We start from the raw sequence: 20,761 nt of genomic DNA, 5'->3' as shown, positions 1-20,761 counted from the left end.
GATGTTTAAAAACGTCAAAGAACTCGTGCAGCTTACAGAAGAACGGAATACCTCCATTTCAGAAATCATGATTACACAAGAAATGGAAGTGACAGGGAAGTCACGCGAAGACATTTTCTCGCAAATGTACCGCAACCTAGAAGTGATGGAGCAGGCTGTTGAAAACGGACTAAAAGGTGTGAAATCATTATCAGGTTTAACTGGCGGAGATGCGGTGAAACTTCAAGCATATATCGCATCAGGCAAAACATTGTCTGGTCATACGATTTTAGATGCTGTCAGTAAGGCAGTTGCAACAAACGAAGTCAATGCAGCAATGGGAACCATCTGTGCAACGCCTACAGCAGGCTCAGCAGGTGTTGTGCCAGGTACGCTCTTTGCGGTGAAAGAAACATTAAAGCCAACGAAAGAACAAATGGTCAGATTCCTGTTTACATCCGGCGCATTTGGTTTTGTTGTGGCCAATAACGCAAGTATCTCTGGTGCAGCAGGCGGCTGTCAGGCAGAGGTAGGCTCAGCATCAGGTATGGCAGCAGCCGCCATTGTAGAAATGGCAGGCGGCACGCCGCAGCAATCGGCTGAAGCAATGGCCATTACACTGAAGAACATGCTTGGACTTGTTTGTGATCCAGTAGCAGGACTTGTCGAAGTGCCATGTGTGAAACGAAACGCAATGGGTGCTTCAAATGCAATGATTGCAGCAGATATGGCACTTGCCGGCATTACAAGCCGTATCCCATGTGATGAGGTCATTGATGCCATGTATAAAATTGGTCAGACGATGCCAACAGCTCTTCGTGAGACAGCGCAAGGCGGACTCGCTGCAACACCGACAGCAAGAGAGCTTGAAAAGAAGATTTTCGGAGGTGTGACCTCATCTCGTGATACAGAAACTGCAAGATAGTGTCTCAGTCCTAAAGGGAATTGGAACCGAAACAGAAAAAACACTAAATGAACTTGGAATCCATACAGTAGCCGATTTGCTCGGCTACTTTCCTTATCGATATGATGATTATGAGCTTCGCAACTTAGAAGAAGTAAGGCATGACGAACGTGTCACAGTGGAAGGAAAAGTGCACAGTGAGCCCGTTCTCACCTATTATGGAAAAAAAAGAAGCAGGCTGACGTTCAGGCTGCTTGTCGGGCGTTTTCTCATTACAGCTATTTGCTTCAATCGCCCGTATTTAAAACGAAGTCTTGTTTTAGGTGATACGGTATCTGTCACAGGGAAATGGGATAAAAACCGTCAATCTATCATGGTGCAGGAATTTAAAAAAGGAACGCACGAACAAGATGGCAGTATTGAGCCTGTCTATTCGGTCAAAGAAAATGTGACAGTGAAGATGATGAGACGTTTTGTGAAGCAAGCCTTATCGCTTTATGCAGATCAAGCGGAAGATCCATTGCCAAAGCAGCTCGTCGCTGCTTATAAACTCATGTCGTATCAAGAAGCGCTAAAGGCCATTCATCTCCCAGAAACAAGAGATTCGCTCAAGCAAGCAAGGCGCCGTTTCGTGTACGAGGAGTTTCTGATGTTTCAGCTGAAGATGCAGGCGATCAGAAAAAAAGAACGAGAAAAAACATCAGGCATCCAGCATCCATTTTCAAAAGAAGCTGTCTTTGAGTTTGTTCACAGTCTGCCGTTCCCGCTGACAAAAGCGCAATCAAGAGTGCTTGATGAAATCATGTCTGATATGGCGTCCCCGTACCGGATGAACCGGCTGCTTCAAGGAGATGTTGGATCAGGGAAAACAGCCGTTGCGGCCATTGCGCTTTATGCCGCTCATTTATCCGGCTTTCAAGGTGCACTGATGGTGCCAACCGAGATTTTGGCAGAACAGCACGCAGATTCACTTTACCAGCTGTTTGAAAAATGGGGATTGAATATTGCGCTGCTCACTAGCTCTGTGAAAGGTAAGCGCCGCAGAGAACTGCTGGAACGTTTGAAAGAGGGCGAAATTGATCTATTGGTCGGTACGCATGCCCTCATCCAAGACGAAGTGGAATTTAAGCAGCTTGGTCTTGTCATTACAGATGAACAGCACAGATTCGGCGTGGAACAACGGAAAAAATTGAGAAGTAAAGGACAGGACCCAGACGTTTTATTTATGACCGCAACACCTATCCCAAGAACCCTTGCGATTACGGTCTTTGGAGAAATGGATGTATCCGTCATTGATGAATTGCCAGCCGGCCGAAAGCAAATTGAAACGTATTGGGTGAAGCATGACATGCTTGAAAGGATTCTTGCTTTTGTGGATAAAGAGCTGAGAAAAGGCAGACAAGCATACATTATTTGTCCGCTCATAGAAGAATCAGACAAACTGGATGTGCAAAATGCAATTGATGTTCATAGCATGCTGACGGAGGCGTATCGCGGTAAGTGGTCGATTGGTTTAATGCACGGGAAACTGGCGAGCGATGAAAAAGATCAGGTGATGAGAGCGTTCACCGCAAATGAAGTCCAAATCCTCGTTTCAACCACGGTTGTTGAAGTCGGGGTCAACGTGCCGAACGCCACCATCATGGTCATATATGATGCGGACCGCTTTGGACTGTCACAGCTTCATCAGCTAAGAGGACGGGTCGGACGCGGAGAGCATCAATCATTTTGTATCTTAATGGCAGATCCGAAATCAGAGACGGGTAAAGAGCGGATGCGGATCATGTCTGAAACGACCGATGGCTTTGAACTGTCAGAAAAAGACTTGGAACTAAGAGGACCAGGCGACTTCTTTGGCAAGAAACAAAGCGGGATGCCTGAATTTAAAGTGGCAGATATGGTTCATGACTATAGAGCGCTTGAAACCGCTAGAAAAGATGCGGCAGAGCTCGTGCAGTCTGACGCCTTTTGGACAGAGCCTGAATACAAAGAACTTCGGCAAACACTCGTAGACAGCGGTGTGCTTGGCGGAGATAAATTGAGCTGATCAAGTGCTGGAGGAATTTTCTTGTCTTTTTGAAACAAGGATTGATTTATCATCTATGAGATTATATACTACTATTAGTACCTAGTCATAAATGTACGGATGGTGTCTGCATATGAAACTAAATAAAAAAGAACGACAAAAGCTTCTCCAGCAAACGATCAGCTCGACTCCATTCATTACTGATGAAGAATTGGCAAGTAAATTCGGTGTCAGCATTCAAACGGTTCGTCTTGATCGTTTAGAGCTGTCTATCCCTGAATTACGCGAAAGAATCAAGCATGTGGCCGAAAAGACATTAGAGGATGAAGTAAAGTCGCTTCCGCTGGATGAAGTGATTGGAGAAATGATTGATGTAAAGCTTGATGATCAAGCGATTTCCATTTTCGAAGTGAGAAAAGAGCATGTATTCAGCCGTAACCAAATTGCCAGGGGACATCATCTCTTTGCCCAGGCAAATTCGCTGGCAGTTGCCGTCATCGACGATGAACTGGCTTTGACAGCAAAAGCAAATATCAAGTTTACAAGGCAGGTCAAACAAGGCGAAAGAGTTGTCTCAAAAGCCAAAGTTGCCTCACATGATAAAGAAAAAGGCAGAACCGTAGTTGAAGTAAATAGCTATGTGGGTGAGGAAGTTGTCTTCTCAGGCGATTTCGTCATGTATCGCTCAAAACAAAAGTAAAAGGTGGCACATAACATGAGAATTGCAGTCGATGCAATGGGGGGAGATCATGCCCCTAAAGCCATTATAGACGGTGTGCAAAAAAGCTTAGTAGCATTTTCAGATATTGAGATTACACTTGTCGGCGATGAAAGCAAAATCAAACCTTACATAACAAATGAAGAACGCATCACCATTTTAGATGCAAAAGAAGTCATTGAACCAACAGATGAACCAGTGCGTGCAGTTAGACGTAAAAAGGATTCTTCTATGGTGAAAATGGCGCAGGAAGTATCAGAAGGAAGAGCAGATGCGTGTATTTCAGCTGGAAATACTGGCGCACTCATGACCGCAGGACTGTTTATCGTAGGAAGGATCGATGGCATTGACAGACCGGCACTTGCACCAACTTTGCCAACACTGGATGGCAGCGGGTTCTTATTATTAGATGTCGGCGCAAACGTTGATGCAAAGCCAGAGCATCTTTTGCAATATGCCATGATGGGGTCCATTTACGCAGAGCGTGTCTTCCCAAAGAGCAATCTGCGTGTTGGACTTTTAAATGTCGGTACAGAAGATAAAAAGGGCAACGATTTAACGAAAAAAACCTTTGAATTACTAAAAGCATCAGACTTGAATTTTGTAGGAAATGTCGAGTCTCGTGATTTATTAGAAGGTGTAGCTGATGTCGTTGTCACTGATGGCTTTACAGGAAATATCGCTCTGAAAACGATTGAAGGGACAGCCCTTTCTGTCTTTAAAATGCTGAAAGAAACATTAACATCCAGCCTGACAGCCAAAATCGCAGCAGGCATGATGAAGCCAAAACTAATGCAGATGAAATCTAAAATGGATTACTCCGAATATGGCGGTGCCGCTTTATTTGGTTTAAAAGCACCTGTTATTAAAGCGCACGGCTCATCTGATGAAAATGCGATTTTTCATGCCATTCGTCAGGCGCGCGATATCGTTGAAAAAGACGTTTCAGCCATCATTCATCAAGAAGTTCAAAAAGAAAACACGAATGAGTCTTAATGGAGGTAAGCAGCATGAGTAAAATTGCTTTTTTATTCCCAGGCCAAGGCTCTCAAAAAATTGGCATGGGAAAAGATTTATTTGATCAAGAAGCAGCATCTAAAGCTGTGTTTGAAGAAGCAGATAAGACCCTAGGGTTTGATTTATCTTCAATGATTTTTGAAGGAGATGCAGGAGAACTGACGCTGACCTATAATGCACAGCCAGCTCTTTTAACAACAAGCATCGCCATCTTAAAGAAATTTGAAGAGAGCGGAATGAAAGCCGATTATGCGGCAGGTCACAGTCTTGGTGAATATACAGCTCTTGTTGCAGCGGGTGCTCTTTCGTTTAAAGATGCCGTTTATGCAGTAAGAAAACGCGGCGAATTAATGAATGAAGCCGTTCCTGCAGGAGAAGGCGCTATGGCAGCGATTCTTGGCTTAGACCAAGCGGCCCTTTTAGAAGTGACAAAAGAAGTGACAGAAAGCGGCCATCTTGTAGAGCTCGCTAACTTAAACTGTCCTGGTCAAATCGTCATCTCTGGTACTGCAAAAGGAGTCGAACTGGCATCAGAGAAAGCGAAAGAAAAGGGCGCAAAACGTGCGATCCCACTGGAAGTAAGTGGACCTTTCCATTCCGCTTTAATGAAGCCGGCAGCTGAAAAATTCACAGATGTTCTGTCAAAGCTAGACATTTCGGATGTCAAAACACCGGTTATCTCCAATGTAACAGCAGATATCGTAACGTCTCGTGAGGAGATTGAGACAAAACTCATTGAACAATTGTATTCTCCTGTTCGTTTTGAAGAAAGTGTGGAACGCCTGATTGATTTAGGTGTGACAACATTTATTGAAATTGGTCCTGGTAAAGTGCTTTCAGGTCTTGTGAAAAAGGTCAATCGCCGCCTGACGACTATTTCCGTTTCAGATCAAGCAAGCATTGAAGCAGCAATTCAAACATTAAAGGGGGACTCTTGATGCTTACAAATCAAACAGCCGTTGTAACAGGTGCATCACGCGGTATTGGCCGTTCGATCGCAATTGATTTAGCGAAGAATGGTGCAAATGTTGTGGTCAACTATTCAGGAAACGAAGCAAAAGCAAATGAAGTAGTCGATGAAATCAAAGCACTTGGCCAGCAGGCGTTTGCTGTCAAAGCGGATGTCTCGAATGCGGAAGAAGTACAGGCATTAATGAAACAAGCCATTGATACATTTGGTTCCATCGATATTCTTGTGAACAATGCAGGGATTACAAAGGACAACCTGCTCATGAGAATGAAAGAAAATGAATGGGATGATGTCATTAACATAAACTTAAAAGGCGTCTTCAACTGTACGAAAGCTGTGACACGTCAAATGATGAAACAGCGAAGCGGAAGAATCATCAATGTGGCATCAGTCGTTGGCGTTTGCGGAAACCCTGGACAAGCGAACTATGTGGCAGCAAAAGCTGGTGTGATCGGTTTAACGAAAACAACAGCGAAAGAGCTGGCAAGCCGTCATATTACAGTCAATGCAGTAGCACCAGGCTTTATTTCTACTGATATGACAGACAAGCTTGATGACAATGTGCAAGCAGACATGCTGAAACAAATCCCGCTCGCACGCTTTGGTGCGCCTGAAGATATAAGCAACGTTGTTGTCTTTTTAGCTTCAGAAGGAGCAGGTTATATTACAGGCCAAACCATCCAAGTAGATGGCGGAATGGTCATGTCCTAAGAAATATCAAAATTTCATTAGGTTTTCTCTAGTTTTTTAAAAACGAATCAACTATAATACTTTGAGGGGAGGTGAAAGGCAATGGCAGACGTATTAGAGCGTGTATCAAAAATTATTGTAGACCGCCTTGGCGTTGATGAGGCTGACGTGAAAATGGAAGCTTCATTTAAAGAAGATTTAGGCGCTGATTCCCTTGATGTAGTTGAGCTAGTTATGGAACTTGAAGATGAGTTCGATATGGAAATTTCTGACGAAGATGCTGAAAAAATTGCAACAGTCGGTGACGCTGTGAACTACATAAATAGCCAGCAATAAGCGTAACAAAGTCCCGTCTATTTTCAAGACGGGACTTTGAAAATTTATGTTAGTTTCAACACATTCAGCTGATCAATTGTCAGCCTTTTTCAGATGCTAAGGAGCAGCGTTTCCTTGCATGTAGAAAGAGAGACTCCATATAATCAGTATCCTTAAAGGCGATGACACGCCTACCTGGAGGTTGCTATGCCAAAACACTATAAAGACAAACAGAAACAGAGTAAAAAACTAGAGCAATTTAGAGAATTCCAGCAGCGCATTTCCGTACACTTTAAAAATGAAAAGCTTCTCTATCAAGCCTTTACACATTCTTCTTATGTAAATGAACACAGGAAAAAACCTTATGAGGATAATGAGAGACTTGAATTTTTAGGAGACGCTGTTTTAGAATTGACAATCTCACAGTTCTTATTTGCGAAATATCCAGCAATGAGCGAGGGAGATTTAACAAAACTAAGAGCGGCGATCGTATGTGAACCATCTCTTGTGTCACTGGCACATGAGCTGTCCTTTGGAGACCTTGTTCTTTTAGGAAAAGGGGAAGAAATGACAGGCGGCAGAAAGCGCCCAGCACTCTTAGCAGACGTATTCGAAGCGTTTATCGGAGCACTTTACTTAGACCAAGGGCTTGAGCCTGTTGAACAATTCTTGGAAGCCTATGTGTATCCGAAAATTAACGACGGTGCTTTCTCGCATGTCATGGACTTTAAAAGCCAGCTTCAAGAGTTTGTTCAGCGTGATGGGAAAGGTGTTCTTGAATACCGAATCCTTCATGAAAAAGGTCCAGCACATAACAGAGAATTTGAAGCGAATGTATCGCTTAGAGGAGAAGTGCTTGGGATTGGAAACGGCCGCTCGAAAAAAGAAGCAGAACAGCACGCTGCACAGGAAGCACTTGCTAAATTACAGAAGCATCATATGAACCAATAAAATCCCCCTCGTCATTCAGGGGGATTTCACTCTGTTTTCCATCATCTTTTTTCACTTCATATGGTAAGATGATAGTACTTTAAATACATAAGGAGGATCACTCTCATGTTCCTCAAACGTTTAGACGTGATAGGATTCAAATCTTTCGCACAGCGAGTGACCGTGGACTTTGTCAAAGGGGTCACAGCTGTTGTTGGACCAAACGGAAGCGGCAAAAGTAATATTACAGATGCCATCCGCTGGGTACTTGGCGAACAATCAGCGAAAAGCCTCCGCGGAGGAAAAATGGAAGACATCATTTTTGCAGGAAGTGACTCAAGGAAAAGAGTCAACCTAGCAGAGGTGACATTAACGCTGGATAACGAAGATCACTTTTTGCCGATCGATTTTCACGAAGTCAGTGTGACAAGAAGGGTGTATCGTTCTGGAGAAAGTGAATTTCTCATAAACAATCAGTCAGTCCGCTTAAAGGATATTATTGATCTTTTCATGGACTCAGGTCTTGGGAAGGAAGCGTTTTCGATCATCAGTCAAGGGAAGGTAGAAGAGATTCTATCGAGTAAGGCTGAAGAGAGACGAAGCATCTTCGAAGAAGCGGCTGGTGTCTTGAAATATAAAACCAGAAAGAAAAAAGCCGAGAACAAACTGTTTGAAACGCAGGACAACTTAAACCGGGTTGAAGATATTCTGCATGAACTAGAAGATCAAGTAGAACCATTAAGAATGCAAGCATCCATTGCAAAGGACTATTTGCAAAAGAAAGAAGAGCTTGAAAATGTAGAAATTGCTCTCACCGTCCATGATATCGAAGCACTTCACGAAAAATGGACAGCACTTGGTGAAGCGGTCGAGCGTTTCAAACAAGATGAAATGAAGCAATCCACAGACATTCAGGCAAAAGAAGCCAAAATTGAAGAGTCGAGGGACCGAATTCAGGCGCTTGACGAATCGATTCATGACCTCCAAGAAGTTCTCCTTTTCACAAGTGAGGAATTAGAAAAGCTTGAAGGAAAAAAAGAGGTTCTAAAAGAACGCAAAAAAAATGCAGCCGCTAACCAAGGGCAGCTGGAAGAAGCGCTCATCCGTTTAACCGAAAAACAGGCGCTGTTAACCGAGAAGATTCAGCAGCAGGAAATCACGCGTGACAGTCTGCAAAAAGAAGTGCAGCAGCTAAAAGATGAAGTGAAAACAAAACAGCACCAGCTGTCGCTCCATAGTGAAGATGTCGAAGGTCAAATTGAACAGCTGAAAAGCGATTATTTTGATCTATTAAACGAACAGGCTTCTATTCGAAATGAGCGCAAATTACTTGAAGAGCAGCAGCGCCAGACGGCCTTGCAGCTAGAGCGTCTCACGCAAAATAACCAGAAACATATTGAAGAACGGGTGTCTGTTAAAGAAAAGAAAACGGAAGCGGAGCAGCAGCTTTCAGAACGAGAAGAAGACATCTTGGCTCAGGTGAAACGCTTTAGAGAGGCAGAACAAAAGCTTGAGCAAATGAAACGTCAATACGAGAAAAAAGAAACGGCTCTTTACCAGGCCTATCAATATGTACAACAGGCAAAATCAAAAAAAGAGATGCTTGAATCGATGCAGGAAGACTTCTCCGGCTTTTTCCAAGGAGTAAAAGAGGTCTTAAAGGCAAAGGACCGATTAGGCGGTATTCATGGTGCGATTGCAGAGCTAATTCAAACAGAGCAGCAGCATGAAACAGCGATTGAAATCGCGCTTGGCGCAGCCACACAGCATGTGGTCACGGAAAATGAAGCGGCTGCGAGACAGGCCATTGGCTACTTAAAGCAGCATTCCTTTGGACGAGCGACTTTCTTGCCAATGAACGTCATCAAAGAACGAACCATTCAGTTCAGAGATATCCAAACAGCTGAACAGCATGCCGCATTTATCGGTGTAGCGAGTCAGCTCGTTTCCTTTGACGAAAAGTATCAGAAGGTCATACAGAATTTGCTTGGAACAGTCCTTATCGTTAGAGACTTAAAAGGCGCCAATGAACTGGCGAAAATGCTCGGACATCGTTACCGCATCGTGACCCTTGAAGGGGACGTCGTGAACCCGGGCGGTTCAATGACTGGGGGCGGCATGAAGAAACAGAGCAACTCCCTCCTCTCAAGGAACCGAGAGATCGAAACATTAACAAAGCAGCTCGTTGAAATGGAAGAAAAAACAACGATCCTTGAAAAAGAAACAAAAGAAACGAAGCAGGCCATTGCAGCAAGCGAATCCCAATTAAATGAACTGCGTCAGCGCGGCGAAACACTTCGAGAAAAGCAGCAAGAGCTGAAAGGAAAACTATACGAACTGCAAGTAGCAGAAAAAAATATTAACGCTCATCTTGAGCTCTACGATCAAGAAAAAGAAGAATTACAGCAGCGCGCTAATGAACTTGCGAGCAAGGACAAAGAACAGGCAGCTCTTGAAGTCTCTATTGGTGAGAAATTGACGTCTCTTGATGAAGAGATCAACACGTTAACCAAACGAAAGCAGACCCAAAGCTCAACGAAAGAAACCATTTCTGCCGAGTTAACAGAGCTGAAAATCTCACTTGCCAAAAAAGAGCAGTCTTTGGCTAATGAACAAGAAAAACTTTCAAGCTTAACGGCTGAATTAGAAGAAGCTGAAAAAGCGCTGATGGAAACAAAAGAAGATTTATCCCTCTTAACAAGTGAAATGTCATCCAGCTCAAGCGGAGCAGAACAGCTGGAAGAAGCGGCAAAAGAGAAGCTGGAAAATAAAAACAAAACGACAGCACTCATTTCAGAGCGCCGTAAACAGCGTATGGCTCTTTCTGAAACATTAGAATTTGCTGAACGTGAACTCAAAGAGCAAAAACGTCTTTACAAGCAGCTCACGACAAGCTTAAAGGATGAAGAGATCAAGCTTGGCCGCATGGAAGTAGAGCTTGATAACCTCATCGCTTATTTAAACGAAGAATATGCTCTTTCATTTGAAGGAGCAAAAGAAATGTACCAACTGTCGCTATCGCCGGATGAAGCAAGAAAACGAGTGAAACTGATCAAACTAGCCATTGAAGAGCTCGGAACAGTGAACTTAGGCAGTATTGATGAATATGAACGAGTAAATGAACGCTATCTTTTCTTAACAGAACAGCGAAATGATCTGACAGAAGCGAAAAATACGTTATTCCAAGTCATCGAAGAAATGGACCAAGAAATGACAAAGCGCTTCTCTGAGACATTTTCTCAAATCCGCGGGCATTTTGAGTCTGTTTTCCAAGCATTATTTGGTGGTGGACGGGCAGATCTCAAGCTGACAGATCCAAACGATTTACTAAACGCTGGCGTCGATATTGTTGCCCAGCCGCCAGGGAAAAAGCTGCAAAACCTAAGCCTGCTATCAGGCGGAGAAAGAGCATTAACAGCGATCGCTTTATTATTCTCCATCTTAAAAGTGCGGCCAGTGCCATTCTGCGTGCTAGATGAGGTAGAAGCGGCGCTTGATGAAGCAAATGTGTTCCGCTTTGCCCAGTATTTAAAGAAATACAGCAAAGAAACACAGTTCATTGTCATCACACACCGAAAAGGAACGATGGAAGAAGCAGATGTTCTGTACGGTGTCACCATGCAGGAGTCTGGCGTTTCAAAACTAGTATCCGTCAAACTAGAAGAAACGAAAGAGCTTGTCCAGTAATTAAAGGAGGTTTTTGAACCAATGAGCTTTTTTAAGAAACTAAAAGAAAAATTTGCGCAGCAAAGCGATTCAGTATCAGAAAAGTTTAAAGATGGCCTTGAAAAAACGAGAAATTCGTTTCAAGGAAAAGTAAATGAACTGATTTCTCGCTATCGCAAGGTTGATGAAGACTTTTTCGAAGAACTCGAAGAAGTTTTAATCGGTGCTGATGTTGGTTTTACGACTGTGATGGAACTGATTGATGAGCTGAAAAAAGAAGTGAAATTAAGAAACATTCAAGACCCAAGTGAAGTGCAGGCCGTCATCTCTGAAAAACTCGTTGACATTTACAATAGCGGAGAGGAACAAATCTCTGAGCTGAACATTGAAGACGGGCGTTTAAATATCATTTTATTTGTGGGCGTTAACGGTGTTGGAAAAACAACGACAATCGGTAAGCTTGCAAACAAGCTGAAAAATGAAGGGAAATCCGTCATTTTAGCAGCAGGTGATACATTCCGTGCCGGTGCGATTGAGCAGCTTGAAGTATGGGGAGAGCGTTCAGGTGTCCCGGTTGTCAAACAAACAGCAGGCTCTGATCCAGCAGCCGTCATCTATGATGCCGTTCAATCTGCAAAAGCCAAAAAAGCAGATGTCCTGATCTGTGATACAGCAGGCAGACTGCAAAACAAAGTCAACTTAATGAAAGAGCTGGAGAAGGTCAAGAGAGTGATTGAGCGCGAAGTGCCAGATGCACCGCACGAAGTACTGCTTGCTCTTGATGCGACAACCGGTCAAAATGCTATGGCGCAAGCGAAGGAATTTTCGAAAGCGACAAATGTGACAGGAATTGCGTTAACCAAGCTTGATGGTACTGCAAAAGGCGGGATTGTTCTTGCGATTCGTAATGAACTGAACATCCCCGTGAAGCTTGTCGGTCTAGGTGAAAAAGTGGACGATCTGCAAGAATTCGATGCTGAATCGTATGTGTATGGATTATTCTCAGACGTCATTGATCAAGAAGACTAATGAAAATGCCGGTAAAGCTGCCGGCATTTTTTATTTATATAGCACCGCAGGAAGTGACAAGATAAAAACTTGACACACAGATGAGAACCGTGTAAACTTAGTTGATGTAAAGGGAATGAACTTAACAAAGGGGAGAGAGCCCATGACGCTTGAAAAAACAACGAGAATGAACTACTTGTTTGATTTCTATCAATCGTTGTTAACCGCAAAGCAAAAGAGCTACATGTCGCTTTACTACCTAGACGATTTTTCCCTCGGTGAAATTGCGGATGAATATGAAGTATCAAGGCAGGCTGTTTATGATAATATTAAACGGACTGAAGCGATGCTTGAACAATATGAAGAAAAGCTGCTCTTGTTTAAGAAATTTAAAGAGCGTAAAGAACTTCTCAAAAAAATGAGAGAGCTTGTAGCAGACTCCGCGCAAAAGGAAGAAGCAGAAGCTTTAATTGAATCGCTTGAGAAATTAGATTAGGAGGCGGCACAGTATGGCATTTGAAGGATTAGCCGACCGACTGCAGCAGACGATTTCAAAAATCCGCGGCAAAGGAAAAGTGTCAGAGCAAGATGTAAAAGAAATGATGCGCGAGGTACGCCTTGCCCTTCTTGAAGCTGACGTCAATTTTAAAGTAGTGAAAGACTTTGTGAAAAAAGTAAGCGAGCGGGCAGTTGGGCAAGAGGTCATGAAAAGCCTTACCCCTGGACAACAGGTCATTAAAGTTGTAAAAGAAGAACTCACTGAATTAATGGGCGGGGAAGAGAGTAAAATCGCCGTGGCGAAAAAACCTCCAACAGTCATTATGATGGTTGGTCTTCAAGGGGCAGGTAAAACGACTACAACTGGGAAGCTTGCCAACTTACTTCGCAAAAAACATAATCGCAAGCCGATGATGGTGGCTGCTGACATTTACAGACCAGCCGCGATCCAGCAGCTTCAAACGCTAGGGAAACAACTTGATATGCCCGTATTCTCATTAGGTGATCAAGTCAGTCCTGTTGAAATTGCCAAACAGGCAATTGAAAAAGCGAAAGAAGAACACCACGATTATGTCATTTTAGATACAGCAGGGCGTCTTCATATCGATGAAGAATTAATGGGTGAACTTCAGAAAGTAAAAGAAGTAGCAAATCCAGAAGAAATCTTCCTTGTTGTAGACTCTATGACAGGTCAAGATGCTGTCAATGTCGCAAAAAGCTTTAATGAACAGCTTGGTTTAACAGGTGTCGTTCTAACGAAACTAGACGGTGATACAAGAGGCGGAGCAGCACTTTCGATTCGCGCTGTCACAAATACGCCGATTAAATTCGCTGCTCTAGGAGAAAAGCTAGATGCGCTAGAACCATTCCACCCAGAACGAATGGCATCTAGAATTCTTGGTATGGGCGATGTGCTCACACTGATTGAAAAAGCACAGGCAAACGTTGACCAAGATAAGGCAAAAGAGCTTGAACAAAAAATGCGGACAATGAGCTTCACGCTCGATGATTTTCTCGAGCAGCTTGGCCAAGTTCGTAATATGGGGCCGCTTGATGAATTGATCCAAATGATGCCGGGAGCCGGTAAAATGAAAGGGCTCAAAAACGTCCAAGTAGACGAAAAGCAGCTCAATCACATCGAAGCGATCATTAAATCCATGACGACCGAGGAAAAAGAACAGCCAGAGGTCATCAATGCAAGCCGAAGAAAACGGATTGCAAAGGGAAGCGGAACATCTGTACAGGAAGTCAATCGCCTTTTAAAGCAATTTGACGAAATGAAAAAGATGATGAAGCAGATGACCAACATGTCCAAAGGAAAGAAAAAGGGCTTTAAATTACCATTTATGTAATTGGTTATACATGATAAAACCGTTGTTAAGAAAAAACACTTTACAAACCCTTTTATCATTGTTAATATACTATTTTGTTGAAATATTTTCGGAGGTGCTAGTAAAATGGCAGTAAAAATTCGTTTAAAACGTATGGGAGCAAAAAAATCTCCTTTCTATCGTATTGTTGTAGCAGATTCTCGTTCACCACGTGATGGTCGTTTCATTGAAACAGTTGGAACTTACAACCCAGTGGTATCACCAGCTGAAGTGAAAATCAACGAAGAATTAGCGCTTAAATGGCTTCAAAATGGTGCGAAACCATCTGATACAGTTCGTAACCTTTTCTCAAGCCAGGGAATTCTTGAAAAATTTCATCATGCGAAAAACAGCAAATAATGAAAGAGCTGTCCTTGGAAGAATTGATTGTGTCCATCGTCAAGCCACTTGTTGATTTTCCTGAAGATATTCACGTATCTTCATTAGAAAAAGATGAGCAGGTGATTTACACACTGTCTGTCAATGCCGAAGATACCGGAAAAGTGATCGGAAAGCAGGGACGTACAGCAAAAGCGATACGAACAGTCATGTTTGCAGCAGGTGCAGAGTCTTCTAAGAAAGTTCAACTTGAGATTGCTGAATAAAAAGGGAGAGGGCTTAGGACCTCCCCTTTTTTTACACGTTTAAATCTATTTTTCGTTATACTGTAGAGGACAAATGCCTTCGGATAGGGGGACAAAAAGGAAGATGCAGATCATTCAACATGTCACCGTGATGCAAGTATTAACTGAAAGCAGTAAGGACAAACTGTTAACGACTTTTTTGGAGAAAAAAGAAAGACTAGAACGTGAATGCAATCAATTATATTTTCAACTAAAGAAGCATGAAAAAGAACCACATCAACAAGAAGCCATCCCTCAATTTCAAAAAGCCATTGAAAAAAGGCAAGAGAAGATCAGACAAATTGATTTTCAGGTCGAGCAGCTGCATATTTTGCCGCTAGGAAGTGAAATGAAAGAAACAGAAGTGGATGCGCTTGTTGAAGTGAAAATAGGTGATAAGTGGGATGACAAAATGCAAGATAATGTCATCGTCGTAAAAGACGGCACCATTGTGGAAATACGTCAGGGGTGATTGAGAACATGGAGCTAGATTGGTTGAATGTTGGGAAGATCGTCAATACACACGGAGTGCGCGGAGAAGTGCGCGTCGTGTCAAAGACAGATTTCCCAGAAGAGCGCTACAAAAAAGGAAGTGTCCTTTATATTTTTAAGCAAGGTCAAAAAGAGCCGCTGAAAGTCACTGTCGCATCACACCGGCAGCACAAACAGTTTGATTTGCTTACATTTGAAGAAGTCGGCTCATTAAATGAAGCAGAGCAATTAAAGGAATCAATTTTAAAAGTAGAAAAAGAACATCTCGGGTCATTAGATGAAGGGGAATTTTATTTCCACGAAATCATCGGCTGCGAAGTTTACGATGAAGAGGACAAACTCATCGGTCAAATCAAAGAGATTTTAACGCCAGGGGCAAATGATGTATGGGTTGTTGGAAGAAAAGGCAAAAAAGATGCCCTCATCCCTTATATTCCATCTGTCGTCAAAACAGTTGATATCTCATCCAAGAAAGTACACATTGAAGTGATGGAAGGACTCATTGACGAATGAAAATTGATTTTTTAACGCTTTTTCCTGAAATGTTCGAAGGCGTGCTTCACTCATCGATCTTAAAAAAAGCTCAGGAGAAAGACGCCGTCTCATTTCAAGTCGTCAATTTTAGAGAGTATTCGGATCATAAGCATAAAACAGTGGATGACTACCCGTATGGCGGCGGTGCTGGCATGGTACTGAAAGCACAGCCTGTATTTGATGCGGTAGAAGATTTGACGAAAAAAGCAAACAAGAAGCCCCGCATTATTCTTGTCTGTCCTCAAGGAGAAAGATATACACAAAAGAAAGCAGAAGAGCTTGCAAAAGAAGAGCATCTTATGTTCATTTGCGGCCACTATGAAGGCTACGATGAGCGCATCAGGGAGCATCTTGTCACAGATGAAATCTCAATCGGAGATTTTGTTCTCACAGGCGGAGAGCTGCCGGCGATGATGATTGCAGACAGTGTGGTCAGGCTTTTGCCTCATGTGCTTGGAAAAGAAGCGTCCCATATCGAAGATTCATTTAGTACAGGTCTGCTTGAGCATCCGCACTATACAAGACCAGCTGATTATAAAGGGTTGAAAGTACCGGATGTCCTGCTCTCTGGTAATCATGCCAAGATTGAAGAGTGGCGGCGTAAAGAATCCTTGAAGCGAACCTATACAAGACGGCCGGATTTGATCGATTCTTGCAAAACATTAACCGATGAAGAAAAAAGATGGCTTTGGCAGCTTCATAATGACTAGATTGTATTGCACACGTCATAGAGGTGTGGTATGATACTACTTGTGACTTGGACGGCTTGCCGATTCAAGTTTGAAAACGATGTTCCGCTGCAATGAAGAAAGAGGACATGAGCATCTGTTGGAAGGAGTTGAAAACGATGCAACATTTGATTGAAGAAATCACAAAAGAACAATTACGCACTGATCTTCCTGCGTTCCGTCCTGGTGACACTTTACGTGTACACGTTAAAGTTGTTGAGGGTACTCGTGAGCGTATCCAGATCTTTGAAGGTGTAGTAATTAAGCGTCGTGGTGGTGGAATCAGCGAAACTTTCACAGTTCGTAAGATCTCTTACGGTGTAGGCGTTGAGCGTACATTCCCTGTACACACACCAAAAATCGCTAAGATCGAAGTTGTACGTCACGGTAAGGTACGTCGTGCGAAACTTTACTACCTACGTGAACTTCGCGGTAAAGCGGCTCGTATCAAAGAAATCAGACGATAATGATATCAAAGGAAAGAGCTTGTTACCTGTAACAGGCTCTTTTTTTGTACAATGTATAGAGACAACCGTTAGAAGAGAGAAGGTGCACATATGACGATTCAATGGTTTCCAGGCCATATGGCAAAAGCAAGACGGGAAGTCACAGAAAAATTAAAGCTCATCGACATCGTATTTGAATTAACAGATGCAAGAATTCCGATGTCCTCTAGAAACCCAATGATCGAAGAAATCCTTCAAAATAAACCGAAAATCATGCTCTTAAATAAAGCCGATAAAGCAGATCCTCGTATGACAAAAGAGTGGCAAGCGCATTTTGAAAAGCAAGGTGTTCGGTCACTTGCTATTAACTCTGTCGATGGCCAAGGGCTAAATCAGATCATCACGACATCAAAAGAAATCTTAAAAGAAAAATTCGACCGCATGAAAGCAAAAGGTGTCAAGCCGCGTGCGATTCGAGCACTGATTATCGGGATTCCTAATGTTGGGAAATCAACCTTGATCAATCGTTTAGCAAAGAGAAACATCGCCAAAACAGGAGATCGACCTGGTATTACGACATCACAGCAATGGGTGAAGGTCGGGAAAGAACTTGAACTGCTCGATACCCCTGGAATACTATGGCCGAAATTTGAAGATGAACAAGTAGGACTTAGGCTGGCTGTCACTGGAGCGATCAAAGACTCCATCATCAACTTACAGGATGTCGCCGTGTATGCACTCCGCTTTCTAGAAGAGCACTATCCAGAGCGATTAAAAAAACGCTATGATTTGGCAGACATACCTGAAGATACAGTTGAGCTGTTTGATGCCATTGGCACAAAGCGCGGCTGTCTGATGAGTGGTGGATTCATTAATTACGACAAAACGACCGAAATCATTATTCGGGATATTCGAACGGAAAAATTTGGTCCCCTCACTTTTGAGAAGCCTGAAAGTTAAAAGACACGCAGCTCATGCGGGTCTTTATTTTTTATGAAAAACTGCCGATATAAAGAAGGAGGCTGCGGAAAAGCCGATGTATACTGTGAAACAAATAAAAGAATTGATAGAAAAGCATGCGGATGATGAGTCATACATTCATGAACTTGTGAAAGATGATACGAGAAAAAGTGTCCAAAAGCTGCTAGAAAAGTGGCACAAAGAGAGAGAAAAGCAGCAAGAGCTTCGGTCAGCATGGAACCGAATGCTGCAATTTGAAACGAGCGCAAAGGCGCAAGGCTACACTTGTATTGCAGGTATAGATGAAGCAGGAAGAGGACCGCTGGCAGGCCCAGTCGTCGCAGCAGCTGTGATATTAAAAGAAGATACCGTTCTGCTTGGATTAAACGACTCAAAGCAACTATCTGAGAAAAAAAGAATGATCTATTATCATCTGATTCAAGAGGAAGCACTTGATATCGGAATCGGCATTGTTGATGCGGCTACGATTGATGAAATCAATATATACGAAGCATCAAGACTGGCGATGGTGAGGGCTGTGGAGCAGCTAACTCATACACCTGATTATCTACTCATAGATGCGATGACGCTCCCGCTTCCTATCCATCAGGAGAACATCATCAAAGGAGATGCAAAAAGTGCATCCATTGCAGCTGGTGCATGTATTGCAAAAGTGACAAGGGACATGATAATGGAAGAGTACGGGCGACAATATCCTGAGTATCAATTTGAAAAACATAAAGGGTACGGAACGAAAGAGCACCTGACTGCCATTCAAACACATGGTGCTACCCCCATCCACCGGATATCGTTTGCGCCAGTGAAATCCGTTATTTCATAAATTTTTGACATAAGGAGGCTGCCTTAGATGACAAGAGTTGAAGATATACATACAGCACTGAATAGCCGGCTGAATACGGGTGAGGCTGTTCCGCTAAACACCGAAGGAAAGGAAAATGTTCACCGGCTGATTCTTGGCAAAGTACTGAAAATGCTTGGAGATGATACCGCACTTGTTCAAATAGGATCCACTAAAATAAAAGCACAGCTAGCGGCTCAGCTAAAGGCAGACTCGTTCTATTGGTTCCAATTTGAACAAGAGAATGGAGACAGCCTCAATAAACTAAGACCTGTTCAGCAATTTGACCAGGATCCAAAGACATTAAAGGATGCAGCGGCTAAACTATTAGAAGGCCTATCACTTAAAAATGGACTAGAAAACATGTTAACGGCTACAGCCTTTTTAAAAGAAAAACCGGTCATCAACGAGGCAGAGCTAAAAACGGCGGTGAAATGGATTGAACAGCTTCAAGGAGCGGATATCAAAAAAGGACTGCAAGCACTTCTTTTTGCTTTAAAGAAAGATTTACCGATTCAAGAAGGCGTGCTCCAATCAATATTAGCTGTGAAGTCATCCTCTGCACTTCATCAGGATGTGACAGCACTGCTGGATCGATTAACACAGCTTCCGAAGCAATCAGAAACCACACAGGCTCTTACACAGGCTGTACGTTCCGTCGTAGATGCTGAGACGACCGTCCATGCAGAAAAGCTCTTATCGGTGCTTCTAGGTGCAAAAGAAGGCCAAACGAAGCAAGGGGGCAGTTTGCAGGGGCAGCCTCATGTCAATCCTTCTCAGCAAGCAAAGCAGAGCCAGCCTTCCGTTATTCAAGGACGGCAGGCGGATACCGTCAATCAGAACAATATACCGCAGTTATTAAGTCCAAAACAGCTTCCGCTTCAGCAAATAGAACGCATACTGACAAGCATCACAAGGCAAGGGATAGACGGACAGCAGCAGCCGGATTTAAAACAGCTCACATCGCTCCTTCAAGGGATCCAGCAGGCAGGACCACAAGTGGACGCAAAGGCGGCTGTGCTTCAAAAGGCATTTCCGTTTCTTTCAAAAGCAGAGGCGAACACATTGGCACAGGTCATTCAGCAGACTGAACCAGCATTAAGCAATAAAACCGATGTGCTCGATTTACTGATGACGATGAAAAAGGCGATAGGTGTACGAGATGAAATTGGTATGCTGAAATTATTGGAAAAAGGCAGCCAAGATGTAAAAAGCCAGGAGCTCCATCAATTAAAGCTTGCCCTAAATGATGCGAGGCAGGCTGATTTACCAGAGCCCGTAAAAAAAGAAGTGGATCAATTGTTTCATCGATTAAATGGGCAGTTATTTGTGCAGCAGGAAAACCAAACGGTGAATCAAATGCTGGTTTCTTATCCTCTTTTCTCAAAACATAGTGTTCAAGATTTAACCTTTATTCTAAAAGGACATAAGCAAAAAGATGGCTCTATTGATATTTCTCAGTGCCGTTTAATGTTTTACTTAAACATGGAAAACTTAGAAGAAACTTTAATAGACTGTACGATTCAGCAAAAGGTCATGTCAATTACAGTCGAGACGGCACACGAACTTCAAGGGACCATTAATCCAATGATTCCAGCTGTTCGAGAGAATTTAAATGCCCTAGGATATAGTTTAACTGGGATTACAGCGAAAAAGAGGCAAGAGCCAATTGATCCGTCTCACTTTCTAGATGAACACTTTCATAAAATCAGCGAGAAAGGGCTGGACTTACGAGTATGAAGGATTCAAAACCGCTTAGAAGAGCGGTCGCTCTGCACTACGATGAAGAAAAACAAAAGGCGCCAAAAGTCGTCGCAACAGGCAGCGGCTATGTGGCAGATCATATAATTGAAGAAGCAAAAAAAGCAGGAGTTCCCGTCCAAGAAGACCCTAATTTAGTAGAACTGATGCGCCATTTAACGCTGGATGAGGAAATACCAGAAGCGTTATACGATACTGTAGCAGAAATATTTTCATTTATCTATAGGTTAGATCAAAAAATGAAAAAATAAGGTAAAATAAGTGTTT

Annotated in this window: 22 protein-coding genes; all 22 read left to right on the top strand. The window is 42.9% G+C overall.

The genetic code is table 11. The features are described from left to right. Window position 1: 1 nt before the first annotated feature. The 22 genes from sdaAA to BK049_RS00545 all read left to right on the top strand — a co-directional run bounded on the left by sdaAA (window position 2) and on the right by BK049_RS00545 (window position 20,745). Complete coding sequence (gene sdaAA, locus BK049_RS00650; RefSeq protein ID WP_008354543.1) at window positions 2–904, top strand: L-serine ammonia-lyase, iron-sulfur-dependent, subunit alpha; 903 nt, start codon at window positions 2–4, stop codon at window positions 902–904. After that, a complete protein-coding gene (gene recG, locus BK049_RS00645) occupies window positions 882–2,930 on the top strand; it encodes an ATP-dependent DNA helicase RecG (protein WP_071167634.1) in 2,049 nt (682 codons plus the stop codon). Before sdaAA ends, recG begins: the two co-directional genes overlap by 23 nt. A gap of 112 nt (window positions 2,931–3,042) precedes the next feature. Then, window positions 3,043–3,609, top strand: coding sequence for a transcription factor FapR (gene fapR, locus BK049_RS00640; RefSeq protein ID WP_071167633.1), 567 nt, complete (start codon window positions 3,043–3,045; stop codon window positions 3,607–3,609). 15 nt (window positions 3,610–3,624) lie between these two features. Continuing rightward, window positions 3,625–4,623, top strand: a complete 999-nt coding sequence (plsX, locus tag BK049_RS00635; protein ID WP_071167632.1) for a phosphate acyltransferase PlsX — start codon at window positions 3,625–3,627, stop codon at window positions 4,621–4,623. Between the two features lie 14 nt (window positions 4,624–4,637). After that, window positions 4,638–5,582 (top strand): ACP S-malonyltransferase, encoded by a 945-nt coding sequence (fabD, locus tag BK049_RS00630; RefSeq protein ID WP_071167631.1) that lies wholly within the window; start codon window positions 4,638–4,640, stop codon window positions 5,580–5,582. After that, the gene (fabG, locus tag BK049_RS00625; protein ID WP_071167630.1) at window positions 5,582–6,325 is read left to right on the top strand and encodes a 3-oxoacyl-[acyl-carrier-protein] reductase; all 744 of its coding nucleotides are present in this window, start codon (window positions 5,582–5,584) and stop codon (window positions 6,323–6,325) included. Before fabD ends, fabG begins: the two co-directional genes overlap by 1 nt. Before the next feature lie 81 nt (window positions 6,326–6,406). After that, window positions 6,407–6,640: an acyl carrier protein gene (gene acpP / locus BK049_RS00620; RefSeq protein ID WP_003212028.1), complete on the top strand. Its 234-nt coding sequence runs from the start codon at window positions 6,407–6,409 to the stop codon at window positions 6,638–6,640. A gap of 186 nt (window positions 6,641–6,826) precedes the next feature. Further along, complete coding sequence (gene rnc / locus BK049_RS00615) at window positions 6,827–7,570, top strand: ribonuclease III (RefSeq protein WP_008354529.1); 744 nt, start codon at window positions 6,827–6,829, stop codon at window positions 7,568–7,570. Between the two features lie 105 nt (window positions 7,571–7,675). Beyond that, window positions 7,676–11,236 carry a chromosome segregation protein SMC gene (gene smc, locus BK049_RS00610; RefSeq protein WP_071167629.1) on the top strand — a complete coding sequence of 1,187 codons (3,561 nt, stop codon included), beginning with the start codon at window positions 7,676–7,678 and terminating at the stop codon, window positions 11,234–11,236. 21 nt (window positions 11,237–11,257) lie between these two features. Beyond that, window positions 11,258–12,244 (top strand): signal recognition particle-docking protein FtsY, encoded by a 987-nt coding sequence (ftsY, locus tag BK049_RS00605; RefSeq protein ID WP_008354525.1) that lies wholly within the window; start codon window positions 11,258–11,260, stop codon window positions 12,242–12,244. Window positions 12,245–12,386: 142 nt separating this feature from the next. Then, a complete protein-coding gene (locus BK049_RS00600; protein ID WP_008354523.1) occupies window positions 12,387–12,719 on the top strand; it encodes a putative DNA-binding protein in 333 nt (110 codons plus the stop codon). A 13-nt stretch (window positions 12,720–12,732) separates the two neighbouring features. Then, window positions 12,733–14,073 (top strand): signal recognition particle protein, encoded by a 1,341-nt coding sequence (gene ffh / locus BK049_RS00595; RefSeq protein WP_008354521.1) that lies wholly within the window; start codon window positions 12,733–12,735, stop codon window positions 14,071–14,073. Between the two features lie 105 nt (window positions 14,074–14,178). After that, complete coding sequence (gene rpsP / locus BK049_RS00590; protein ID WP_008354520.1) at window positions 14,179–14,451, top strand: 30S ribosomal protein S16; 273 nt, start codon at window positions 14,179–14,181, stop codon at window positions 14,449–14,451. Next, entirely contained in the window at window positions 14,451–14,696 is a 246-nt protein-coding gene (locus tag BK049_RS00585; protein ID WP_071167628.1) for a KH domain-containing protein, read from the top strand. Before rpsP ends, BK049_RS00585 begins: the two co-directional genes overlap by 1 nt. A gap of 103 nt (window positions 14,697–14,799) precedes the next feature. After that, window positions 14,800–15,186: a YlqD family protein gene (locus tag BK049_RS00580; RefSeq protein WP_008354515.1), complete on the top strand. Its 387-nt coding sequence runs from the start codon at window positions 14,800–14,802 to the stop codon at window positions 15,184–15,186. 8 nt (window positions 15,187–15,194) lie between these two features. Next, a complete protein-coding gene (gene rimM / locus BK049_RS00575) occupies window positions 15,195–15,719 on the top strand; it encodes a ribosome maturation factor RimM (RefSeq protein ID WP_071167627.1) in 525 nt (174 codons plus the stop codon). After that, window positions 15,716–16,450, top strand: coding sequence for a tRNA (guanosine(37)-N1)-methyltransferase TrmD (gene trmD, locus BK049_RS00570; RefSeq protein ID WP_008354511.1), 735 nt, complete (start codon window positions 15,716–15,718; stop codon window positions 16,448–16,450). The genes rimM and trmD overlap by 4 nt, the downstream gene beginning before the upstream one ends. Window positions 16,451–16,587: 137 nt before the next feature. Then, on the top strand, window positions 16,588–16,935 hold the full coding sequence (gene rplS / locus BK049_RS00565; protein ID WP_008354510.1) for a 50S ribosomal protein L19: 348 nt from the start codon (window positions 16,588–16,590) through the stop codon (window positions 16,933–16,935). A gap of 90 nt (window positions 16,936–17,025) precedes the next feature. Continuing rightward, window positions 17,026–17,874: a ribosome biogenesis GTPase YlqF gene (gene ylqF, locus BK049_RS00560; protein WP_071167626.1), complete on the top strand. Its 849-nt coding sequence runs from the start codon at window positions 17,026–17,028 to the stop codon at window positions 17,872–17,874. A gap of 76 nt (window positions 17,875–17,950) precedes the next feature. Continuing rightward, entirely contained in the window at window positions 17,951–18,715 is a 765-nt protein-coding gene (locus BK049_RS00555; RefSeq protein ID WP_071167625.1) for a ribonuclease HII, read from the top strand. A 27-nt stretch (window positions 18,716–18,742) separates the two neighbouring features. Beyond that, window positions 18,743–20,473 (top strand): hypothetical protein, encoded by a 1,731-nt coding sequence (locus BK049_RS00550; protein WP_008354507.1) that lies wholly within the window; start codon window positions 18,743–18,745, stop codon window positions 20,471–20,473. Next, window positions 20,470–20,745: a FlhB-like flagellar biosynthesis protein gene (locus BK049_RS00545; protein WP_008354506.1), complete on the top strand. Its 276-nt coding sequence runs from the start codon at window positions 20,470–20,472 to the stop codon at window positions 20,743–20,745. Before BK049_RS00550 ends, BK049_RS00545 begins: the two co-directional genes overlap by 4 nt. Window positions 20,746–20,761: the final 16 nt, after the last annotated feature.

The sequence above is a fragment of the Bacillus xiamenensis genome, from assembly GCF_001857925.1.
Classification (GTDB): domain Bacteria; phylum Bacillota; class Bacilli; order Bacillales; family Bacillaceae; genus Bacillus; species Bacillus xiamenensis.
Note: the sequence above shows the minus strand (reverse complement) of the source record. Positions and strands in the feature narration are given on the sequence as shown.